Annotated in this window: 11 protein-coding genes; 4 read left to right on the top strand and 7 right to left on the bottom strand. The window is 71.5% G+C overall.

The genetic code is table 11. The features are described from left to right. Positions 1 to 59: 59 nt before the first annotated feature. On the top strand, positions 60 to 1,055 hold the full coding sequence (gene dhaK, locus GT045_RS09640) for a dihydroxyacetone kinase subunit DhaK (protein WP_161298150.1): 996 nt from the start codon (positions 60 to 62) through the stop codon (positions 1,053 to 1,055). Positions 1,056 to 1,132: 77 nt separating this feature from the next. Here the strand turns inward: dhaK and GT045_RS09635 are convergent, their stop codons facing one another. Together GT045_RS09635 and GT045_RS09630 are read right to left on the bottom strand one after the other, a co-directional pair. After that, positions 1,133 to 1,651, bottom strand: a complete 519-nt coding sequence (locus GT045_RS09635) for a transglycosylase SLT domain-containing protein (protein WP_161298149.1) — start codon at positions 1,649 to 1,651, stop codon at positions 1,133 to 1,135. Between the two features lie 502 nt (positions 1,652 to 2,153). Continuing rightward, positions 2,154 to 2,921, bottom strand: a complete 768-nt coding sequence (locus GT045_RS09630) for a L,D-transpeptidase family protein (protein ID WP_237538489.1) — start codon at positions 2,919 to 2,921, stop codon at positions 2,154 to 2,156. A 268-nt stretch (positions 2,922 to 3,189) separates the two neighbouring features. On the opposite strand from GT045_RS09630, the gene GT045_RS09625 reads away from it, so the two are divergent. Together GT045_RS09625 and GT045_RS09620 are read left to right on the top strand one after the other, a co-directional pair. After that, positions 3,190 to 3,930, top strand: coding sequence for a class I SAM-dependent methyltransferase (locus tag GT045_RS09625; RefSeq protein ID WP_161333906.1), 741 nt, complete (start codon positions 3,190 to 3,192; stop codon positions 3,928 to 3,930). A gap of 167 nt (positions 3,931 to 4,097) precedes the next feature. After that, on the top strand, positions 4,098 to 4,715 hold the full coding sequence (locus GT045_RS09620; protein WP_161333905.1) for an SUKH-4 family immunity protein: 618 nt from the start codon (positions 4,098 to 4,100) through the stop codon (positions 4,713 to 4,715). 81 nt (positions 4,716 to 4,796) lie between these two features. Here the strand turns inward: GT045_RS09620 and GT045_RS09615 are convergent, their stop codons facing one another. Both GT045_RS09615 and GT045_RS09610 read right to left on the bottom strand, forming a co-directional pair. Continuing rightward, the gene (locus GT045_RS09615; protein ID WP_161333904.1) at positions 4,797 to 5,252 is read right to left on the bottom strand and encodes a hypothetical protein; all 456 of its coding nucleotides are present in this window, start codon (positions 5,250 to 5,252) and stop codon (positions 4,797 to 4,799) included. 107 nt (positions 5,253 to 5,359) lie between these two features. Continuing rightward, on the bottom strand, positions 5,360 to 5,971 hold the full coding sequence (locus GT045_RS09610) for a hypothetical protein (protein ID WP_161295084.1): 612 nt from the start codon (positions 5,969 to 5,971) through the stop codon (positions 5,360 to 5,362). A gap of 195 nt (positions 5,972 to 6,166) precedes the next feature. Here GT045_RS09610 and GT045_RS09605 point away from each other — a divergent pair, with 195 nt between their 5' ends. Then, positions 6,167 to 7,669: a helix-turn-helix transcriptional regulator gene (locus tag GT045_RS09605; protein ID WP_161333903.1), complete on the top strand. Its 1,503-nt coding sequence runs from the start codon at positions 6,167 to 6,169 to the stop codon at positions 7,667 to 7,669. A 35-nt stretch (positions 7,670 to 7,704) separates the two neighbouring features. Here the strand turns inward: GT045_RS09605 and GT045_RS09600 are convergent, their stop codons facing one another. From GT045_RS09600 to GT045_RS09590, 3 genes are all read right to left on the bottom strand, one after another. Continuing rightward, positions 7,705 to 8,079 carry an SH3 domain-containing protein gene (locus GT045_RS09600; RefSeq protein ID WP_202527649.1) on the bottom strand — a complete coding sequence of 125 codons (375 nt, stop codon included), beginning with the start codon at positions 8,077 to 8,079 and terminating at the stop codon, positions 7,705 to 7,707. 345 nt (positions 8,080 to 8,424) lie between these two features. After that, on the bottom strand, positions 8,425 to 8,655 hold the full coding sequence (locus tag GT045_RS09595) for a chaplin (protein ID WP_161295080.1): 231 nt from the start codon (positions 8,653 to 8,655) through the stop codon (positions 8,425 to 8,427). 340 nt (positions 8,656 to 8,995) lie between these two features. Then, positions 8,996 to 9,562: M4 family metallopeptidase (locus GT045_RS09590; RefSeq protein WP_161333902.1), on the bottom strand; the 567-nt coding region annotated here is incomplete at its 5' end.

Here is a 9,562-nt window from a genome sequence, read left to right as displayed (position 1 = left end):
CTGACCGCGGGTTCCGGGTCCGGGCGCCCGGGCCCGGCAGGACCGGGAGGAGTCACGGCATGAAGAAGTTCGTCAACGACCCGAAGGACTACGTCGCGCAGATGCTGGAGGGACTGGCGCTGGCCAACCCCGGCACGCTGAAGTACGTGCCCGAGTACAACCTGATCATGCGCTCGGACGCCCCGCAGCGGAACAAGGTCTCGATCGTGCAGGGGTCGGGGTCCGGTCACGAGCCGGCGCATGTGATGACCGTCGGCAGGGGGATGCTCGACGCCGCCTGTCCGGGGGACGTCTTCGCCGCGCCGCCCGCCGACTCCGTGTACGAGACGGTCAAACTCGTCGCTTCGCCGAAGGGTGTGCTGCTGCTGGTCAACAACTACACCGGGGACCGCATGGCGTTCGAGATGGCGGAGGAGCTGTCCCAGGCCGAGGGGGTGACCGTCCGTACTCTCTTCATCGACGACGACGTCGCCGTACAGGACTCGACCTTCACCGTCGGCCGGCGCGGGGTGGCCGGGAACTTCTTCGTGATGAAGGCCGTCGGTGCGGCCGCCGAGCGGGGCGCGGATCTCGACGAGGTGTACCGGATCGGGGAGAAGGTCAACTCCGTCACCCGCACCATGGGCATGGCGCTGACCGCCTGCACGCCGCCGGCGAAGGGTTCACCGCTGTTCGACCTGCCGGCGGACGCCGTGGAGATCGGCGTGGGCATCCACGGCGAGCCGGGCCGCAGGCGCGAGAAACTGCAGCCGGCGGACGCGCTGGTGCGCGAGCTGGTCAGCGCGGTCGTGGACGACCTGCCGTTCTCCTCAGGTGACCGCGTGGCACTGATGGTCAACGGCCTCGGCGGCACGCCGATCGGCGAGCTGTACCTGGTGTACGGACTGGCTCACAAGCAGCTGGCCGAGCGCGGCATCGAGGTCGGGCGCAGTTACGTGGGTGAGTACTGCACCTCGCTGGACATGGCCGGCGCCTCCGTGACGCTGGTCCGGCTGGACGAGGAGATCTTCGATCTGCTCACCGACCCCGCCGAGATCCCGATCCGGGTCTTCTGACGGGCCGGGGAGCGTGCCGGTGGGCCGGCGGCCGGGGCGGGAGTGTCACCGCCCCGCGTGTCGGGTCGGCCGGCCGCTCAGTACGCGGAGTTGACGTTGTCGATCGAGCCGTAGCGGTGCGCGGCGTAGTTGGCGGCGGCGGTGATGTTCGCGACCGGGTCGGTGACGCTGTGCGCGGTGCCGGCGACGTGGTACGCGTTGAAGGTGGGGTCGATCACCTGCAGCAGGCCCTTGGAGGGAATGCCCTTCTGCGCGTTGACGTCCCAGTTGTTCTGGGCGCTGGGGTTGCCGCCGGACTCACGCATGATGTTGCGGTGCAGGCCCTCGTAGCTGCCGGGGATGCCCTGGGCCTTCATGATGGCCAGCGACTTCTTGATCCAGCCGTCCAGGCTGTTCGTGGCGCCGGCGGCACCGGAGCCGGTGTGGGTGTCCTGCGCGGGGGCGGTGACGCTGTGGGCGGTGCGCGGTGCCTCGGCGGCGTGTGCGGAGGCCGGCATCAGGGTGATGGCGGCGGCCGCGGCGCCGGTCGTGGCGATGCCGGTCAGGGCGAGGGAGCGCAGGCGGGCGAGGCGGCGGGGGGTGGTGATCGCAGTCATGAGGAAGGGTCTCTCCTGTAGGACGTCTTTCGAGGCGCCGGCCGGATTCACCGGTCGCGGCCCGCAGGGCGTCGGGGCGGCCCTGTGCTGCACGGCTGCGGGGTACGTGAGGCGCTCCGGCGCCCGACCGGCCCTGCGGCTTGCGGCAACGGACAACATGGTTAGCGGCCCGCCCGGGCCCGGGCAAGAATGTGACGTACTATCCCGAGCAGTAGAGAGTTCATAAATCGGTCATTCCGGGGCTTGGCGGGCTGGCCGCAGCGGTGCGCGGGGTACGGCCCCGCTTAGGACGTGATATGGCCCCTATGGGCTGCGTCACCCGCTTTTCCGCGAAAACCGCCCCTTCGGGAGGTCGCGGCCGGTCCCGGAGGCGCCGTGACGGCCCGGCCGGGTCGCCACGCTCCGCCACGGGACGTCGCGGTGCGCATCGGCCCGGACCGGGCAGGTCGGGGCAGGCCGGGCAGGTCAAGGCAGGCCGGGCAGGTCCGGGCACAGCCCGGCTTCAGGACGCGAGGTGTTCGCGGTCCCCCATCACGACGACGGGCTGCCGCGCCGGGTCCAGGGTGCGCAGCAGGGTCTTCATGCCGGACTCGGGGACGGTGACGCATGCCGAGGTGCCGTCACCGTGGTCTTCGTGGAGCCATATCCCGCCACCCCTCTCCACCCCTTCGGGGCGGCTCCAGTCGAACGGCGGCGCGCCTTGGAGCCGGTTGTAGTCGATGGCGATGACGTAGTCGAAGTCATGGGTGTGGGCCTGGCCAGGGGGCAGCATGGTCACGTAGGCGTGGTCGTCGTACCAGTACCTCAGCCGGCTGCCGGGGTCGGCGAGGGAGCCTCCCGCGTCGGTGAGCGTGAACACGCCGACAGGACTGCGTTCGTCGTCGATGCGGTGGTCCTCCGTCCAGCCCAGCCTGCCGTTGTGTCCGGACCAGCTCGCCGACCGCACCCACGTCGATTCCCGCTTCTCGTAGAGCACGACGAGGCTGTCCGGGGAATCGGGGCGTTCGCCGTACACGACCACCGCCTGACCGGTGCCGGCCGGCACCTGGCTCCACATGCGGTCCCCCACGCCCGGCAGGCGCAAGCCCACGGCCTCACCGGGATAGGCGGAGGCCGCGCCGGGCGCACCGCCGGAGACCTTCCGCTCCGCGCCCTGGCCGCAGGCCGTGGCCCCGGCCAGCAGGACGCCGCAGACAAGGGCCGCGGATATGGCATGACGCGCACCGCCGCGCCGCACCGGCCGACGACAGGACGGGGTCACCGAGAGCATCCACATGGTCAGGATCTTGTGACGAAGCGGCTGCGGAGCGCATCCGGACGCGGCATCCGGCCCAACTGCGCAGCACCCCCAAGGCCGACAGGGCGGACCGGCGCACCCGCCTGTACGGGTGACCACCGGGACCTCCCGATCTTTGTGGCTTCCGCCAGTACGACGGCCCGCCCGGCTTCGTGGAGACTGCCGATCGCAGGCCGAGGGCAGCCCACGGAGGGCGCCAGGCCCGGCCCGCACCATGTCGGAGCACGGGGAGGACGGCGTAGTGAGCGAGCAGCAGTACGACGAGATCGGTGAGGCGTTCGAGGGGTTCAAGGCTCTGCCGCTGGAACGGTACGCGGTGGTACCCAGTTTCCTGGCCATGGTCGGGGACGTGCGCGGCAAGTCGGTCCTCGACCTCGCCTGCGGCACCGGCTTCTACAGCCGGGAGTTCAGGCGCCGAGGTGCCGCGGACGTGCTCGGCATCGACATCTCCCGCGAAATGATCGGCGTGGCGCAGGCGTTGGAGGAGCGCGAGCCGCTGGGTGCGCGCTACGAGGTGGGCGACGCGTCCCGGCTGCGCAGCGTCGAGGACCGTTTCGACATCGCCTTGGCCGTCCAGTTGATCAACTACGCGGATGACATCGCCACGGCGGAACAGATGTGTCGCAACGCGCACCGGAGTCTGAAGCCAGGCGGTGAGTTCTTCGTGCTCAACCAGTCCCCCGACTTCCGCTTCGACGGACCGCCCCCGGACCGGTACGGGTTCCGCAGCGAACTCACCGGCGAGCAGGCGCAGACGGGACCGAAGGTGCGGACCACGGCGCTGCTGGACCCGCCGGTCTCCTTCGTTGCCAACCGCCCGCGGCGCGAGGTCTACGAGCAGTGTCTGCGGGCCGCCGGTTTCAGCGACGTGACCTGGGTTCCGCTGACGGTGTCGGAGGCCGGCATGCGCGAGTTCGGTGCGGACTTCTGGGCCGACTTCCACGCCAATCCGCCGCTGGAGATGCTGCGCTGCCGCGCCTGAGGGGGTGGGGCGGGGCCGCCACGGGGCTCTGGTGTCACCGGGGCCCGGCGACGCTCACTCCGTGATCACACGGGCACGGTCGTGATCCGCGACGCCGTCGTCGTGGTCGCGTCCGTACACTGAGGGTCCCACGGCGCCCGCCCCGCCGGGAGTTCGGAGTTCCGGCAGTGCTTTTCGACATCACCCGCAGCCGACTCGCCGACGTCTTCGGCGAGGAGCGGCTCGCGACCCTGCCCGCCACCGCGTTCCCGCCCTGCGCCGCGGGCACCGAGGGCGCCCGCCTCCTGCAGACGGTCGGCGTCCCCACCGGCACGCTCACGCTGCGCGAGCCGGACGACGACACCGGAGCACTGCCCGTCGTCGGGGACGTCGTCGACGCCGGGGACTACGCGGACGTGTCGGCGGGCGCCGGCGACTGGCCCGTCATCGGCTGGCTGCTCAACGCCCATCTCGCCCTCGACCCCGGTTCCGGCAAGGTGTACGCCTTCGACGCCGACGAGGAGAGCGTGCAGGAACTCCACGCCGACGTCTCCTCCCTCGTCCAGGTCACCGTCGGATTCCAGCGCGTGCTCGACGAGTTCACCTTCGGCGGCGACACCGACGACGAGGAGGCCGACTTCGAGCGCCTGGAACGCGAGGTCGAGCGTGTCCGTCTGGAGACGAACAGGCTCGACCCGCTTCCTTTCCGGCACGACGAGACGGTCTGGTCGGTGGTGGGCGACGAGATCGCCGCGGGCCAGCGTTTCAGGGGCGACAGCCCTGGAGGCCGCTCGCTCCACGGGTGACCGGCGGCCCCGCGTGTTCCGCACTGTTCCGCACGGCCGGCCGGTCGTCCCCCTCGCCCCCTGCCGCCGGCGCCACGGCGGTCACTTCCCGCCGACGCCCTTGTCCCCGATGTGGAAGATCTTGTGGCTGCCGCGGGTCATGTCGACGACGAGCGTGGTCGTGCTGGACTTGCTCCACGTGAGCGTGACCACCGCCTCCGTGTGGTCGGCGGTGCCGTTGTCGGTGACCTTCCAGGCGAGGGGCACGTTCTGGGCGCGCAGGACACCGTTGGCGTGGTTCTTCTCCTCCCAGGCGTTCAGTTCCTTCTGGAAGCCGGCGGTGAGGTAGTGGCTGCGCAGGGCCTCACCGAGGCGGCCGCTGTCCTCGTCGGTCACCGCGTCGATGTAGGCGCCGTAGAAGTCCGCGATGCGGGTGATGTTGTCGGACGGCTTGCCGCTGACGCTGCGCGGGGTTCCGGCGGCGGCCTGGACCGCGCCGAAGCCGAGGGCCACGGCGAGGACGCCGGCGGTGAGTGCGCTGCGGGTCTTGGTGTTCATCTCTGTTCTCCGTATCCGAGTGAGCAAATGGTCGGGCTGGACCGAGGTCGTCGGTGACGGGCCGCCCTCCCGACCCCCGTGACGGGAGGGCGGCCCTGGCCGCGTGGTCAGCGGAGCTTCGTCACGGCCCTGACGGCCGTCTTCTTGAACGCCTTCACCGGCGCACCGTCGAAGCCGCCGAGCTGAGCCCAGTCGACCACCGTGACGGTGCGGCCGTCCCGGCCGACGGACAGCAGGCGGACGTCGCTCGCGCCCCAGGAGGTCCCGGTGTGGACGCCGTAGACGTGGGCGCCCTCCTCGACGGACAGCTTCCCGAAGTCCTTGCCGGTGGCCTCGGTGTCCGGGTCGTGCTGCTCGATGCGGGCCGCGCAGGACCTGATGTCCTGGTTCAGCCGCGAGGTCAGCTGCTGCGCCGCACGGGATCCGGGCAGTACGACGGTGATCTGCCGGGCGTTCGTGTCGAGGTCGGTGCCGAAATCGCGGTGCCAGGCAGGGCCGCTGCCCGGCAGCGCCCTGAGGCAGGTGTCCCAGGTCGTCCCCTCGGGCACGCCGGCCGTGACCCTGCCGGCCGTCCAGGACGAGGTGGGATGCGGTGGCAGGTCGGCGGCCGTGAGGAAGCCGGGCGCCCGCGGGGCGGCCGTGGCCGGTCCCGCCAGCGCCACGGTCAGCCCCGCGGCGGCGACTGCGAGGAGCGCGCCTGATCGGGTGCGCTTGGGCATGGGTGTCCCCCGTGAATAGGTGCGGTGAACGCATGAGCACAGTGCATGCGTGTCGGACGCCGCCCGACGCCACGCGGCCGGTCCGGCCCGGGTCGGTGCGACACCAAGAGCATCGCCGGTCACCCGGGGCGGTGCAACGACTGCCGCACATCCGCCGACGGTGGAACCATCCCAGCCCATCTGACGTGCAGGTACATGTGTGCCTGGGATACGGGATCGCGGGCGGACGACGGGGGAACGGTGTCGAGTCGAGACGATGTCGAGGAGTTCGCGGCGCTGCTGCGTCGGCTGAAGGACCGCACGGACCGGAGCTACGGCTCCCTGGCCCGCCGCCTCAGCATGAACACCTCCACGCTGCACCGGTACTGCGCGGGTGAGGCGGTGCCCCAGGACTTCGCGCCCGTGGAGCGGCTCGCGGCCTTCTGCCAGGCGACACCGGCGGAGCGGCTGGAGCTGCACCGGCTGTGGCTGGCCGCGGTGGCGGCTCGGCAGCGGGTCCGTACGGCCGGCCCGGCGGAGGCGGTGGTTCCGGAACCGGCGCCGAGGTCGGGGGCGACGGCGGGGGCGATGTCGGCGTCAGGGGCGGCGTCGGCGTCAGAAGCTGCGCCGGCGTCGGCTTCCCCAACGGACGCGAGCGAGGTGCCCGGCGAGACGGACGGACCCGCGAGGCAGCCCGCCGACAGGCCCGACCCGGCCACGGCCGAGCCGGACACTGCCGACCCGGACGATCCCGAGCCCTTACCCGCTCCGCGGCCCTGGTACCGCCGCCGACGGGTCCTCGCGTCGACCGCCGTCGTCTGCGCGCTGCTCGCCACCTCGGCCATCAAGTCCGTCCTGCCGGACGACCGCTCCCCCGAGGCGGACGTCCATCGCGCCCGGGGCCTCCGGACGACCGCCACCGGCACACCCCACCGCCCGGTGCGGCCTTCGGCCTCCGTGTCGGCCTCCCTCTCCCCTTCCCCTTCCTCCTCCCGCGCCTCCGCGTCGCCCCGCCCCCGGAAGCAGGTCCTCGGCCCGTCCGCCGCCGGCAGCGCCCCCTCCTCGGGCACCGAGCCGGCCGGCGAACTGCCCCCGCCCCTCGCCTGGAGCGCCGACTCCCAGGTCTGGAACATGGGCTGCGGCCACGACTACGCCATCGACCTGCCGCCCTCGCAGGTGCCTCCGCCGCCGGTCCAGCAGGACGCCGGGGCGTGGGCGGCCACACAGGGAGCGGTACACGGGCGGCAGACCATGGTGCAGATCTCGGTGCAGGGGAGGTCGTCCACGGCCGTGGTCCTGGAGGCGCTCCGCGTCCGCATCGTGAGCCGCGGCACTCCGGCCGCGGGGAACGCGTACGCCATGGACCAGGGGTGCGGTGGCGAGCTCACGCCCAGTCGCTTCACCGTGGACCTGGACGTCGACCGCCCCATCGCCCGGCCGAAGGACGGCGCGGACAGCGAACACACGATCCCGGCCGTGCACTTCCCGTACCGGGTCTCCGCCGAGGACCCCGAGGTGCTGCTGGTCGACGCGACCACGCTGGCCTACGACGCCCGTTGGTACCTCGAACTCGACTGGTCCTCCCAGGGCCGCACCGGCACCGTCCGCATCGACGACCACGGCCGGCCGTTCCACACCACCGGCATCAAGGGGATGCCGCGCTACTGGTACGGCACGGACGACGCGGGCAACCGTGCCTGGGTCCCCTACGGCAGCTAGGGCCTCCGCGTCCGCCGGACCGGGCGGCCCGTCTCTCAGAAGCCGCAGTACACGTCGCTGCCGAAGTCGCTCATGGTGTCGGTCCGCAGCCACCCTTCCACCCCGGTGCGGGTGTTGCGCGCGTACGTCCAGGCGTAGCGCTGCTCCCCCTGCCAGGGGCCCCAGGTGTAGCAGTGGTAGTCGAGCACGTCGCCGCGCGCGGCCAGTCCGTTGATGGAGCATCCGGTGCTCGAACCCGAGCGCATGTTGGCGCCGTTGGCGGTGGCGTGCCAGGAACTGCCGTCCTTGTCGGCGGCCTTCTTGCCGCAGGGGGCGACCGCGTGGGCGGCCCCCGCGGTGACGGCGGGCGTGAGCACCGCCGCCGCGACGGCGAGCGTGGCGGCGAGGACGCGTGGCTTGGCGATGCGCATGGGAAGTACCCCCGGTTGACTGCGCGGGCGGGTGTGGTACACACCCGACTCCTGCGGACCGTTCGTGACGGGTCGATACGTTACGAAGGTCTCGTACGCGGCACGTCCACCCGGGGGTTGAGGTCCGGTAAACCTCGGCGGTAGTCACCGGGCGGAGGTGCGGCCGTCGGTACGAGGGGTGCGGCCGGTCGAAGCGAGGGCGGCGGCCGGTCGGTGCGAGGGCGGCGGCCGTCGGTACGTGTGCGGCGGTCGGTCGGTGCGAGTGTGGCGGCCGGGGAGGAAGACCGCCGCCACACTCAGCGGGACGTGCCCGTACCCTCACGGCTCTCGCCGCGCGGGATCGGATCAGTCGTTGACGCAGGTGTTGCCGAAGGCCGGGTTGAGCAGGCCGATGACGTTCACGCTGTTGCCGCAGACGTTGACCGGGATGTGGACCGGGACCTGTACGGCGTTGCCGGAGACGACACCGGGCGAGTTCAGCGCGGCACCCTGAGCACCGGCGTCAGCGGCCGCGAGGCCCGCTCCGCCCATCACTACGGCACCGGCAGTGGCAACGACCGCAAGCGTCTTCTTCATGGTGATCACAACTCACTTTCAAGGCAAGGTGGGGACGGACCCCACACGGAACGGACGCCGTCCCGGCGAGAGGAGCACCCGCCTCGCCCGGACGACTGCCCCGCTCAACTTGCAAATCAGCCGCAGGTCACGACTTTTCCCGCAATTCACCCGGCACATCTGCGGCACGCCCGCGCCGACGTGGTCATGAGCGCCCCGTCGGACTCCGCGCCGTGGCGGTCTCTCCGGTCGGCCGGGGTGGCCGAAAGGGCGCCGTGCCATGCGCCGATGCGGTCTGCGGGCGTGGCCGGGGGCGGCACCAGGATCCCTGGTGCCGCCCCCGGTCGTGGTGGTGCGGACGTCAGCCGACGTTGACCGCGGTCCAGGCCGCGGCGACCGTCTTGTACTCCGTGCTGTCGGCGCCGTAGAGGTCCGATGCGGCCTTCAGGGTGCCTTCGCGGGCCGCCTTGTAGTCGGTCGTCGACGTGAAGTACGTCGTCAGCGCCTTGTACCAGATCTGCAGGGCCTTGTCGCGGCCGATGCCGGTGACCTTCGAACCGTCGTGGGTGGGCGAGTCGTAGGAGACGTCGTTGACCGTCTTGGCGCCGCTGCCCTCAGCGAGGAGGTAGAAGAAGTGGTTCGCGACGCCGGACGAGTAGTGCACGTCCTTGTCGCCGACGTCCGCCGACCAGTAGTCGGCGGAGCCGCCGTCCTTGCTGGGCTTGTCCATGTAGCGCAGCGGGGTGCCGTCGCCGTTGATGTCGATCTTCTCGCCGATGAGGTAGTCACCGACGTCGGAGGAGTTGTTCGCGAAGAACTCGACACCGGTGCCGAAGATGTCGCTGGTGGCCTCGTTCAGGCCGCCGGACTCGCCCGAGTACTCCAGCCCCGCGGTGTTGGAGGTGACACCGTGGCTCATCTCGTGGCC

Source organism: Streptomyces sp. SID486 (genome assembly GCF_009865385.1).
In the GTDB taxonomy this organism is placed as follows: domain Bacteria; phylum Actinomycetota; class Actinomycetes; order Streptomycetales; family Streptomycetaceae; genus Streptomyces.
The sequence above is the reverse complement of the archived record's forward strand: the minus strand, read 5'-3'. Positions and strand labels throughout refer to the sequence as shown.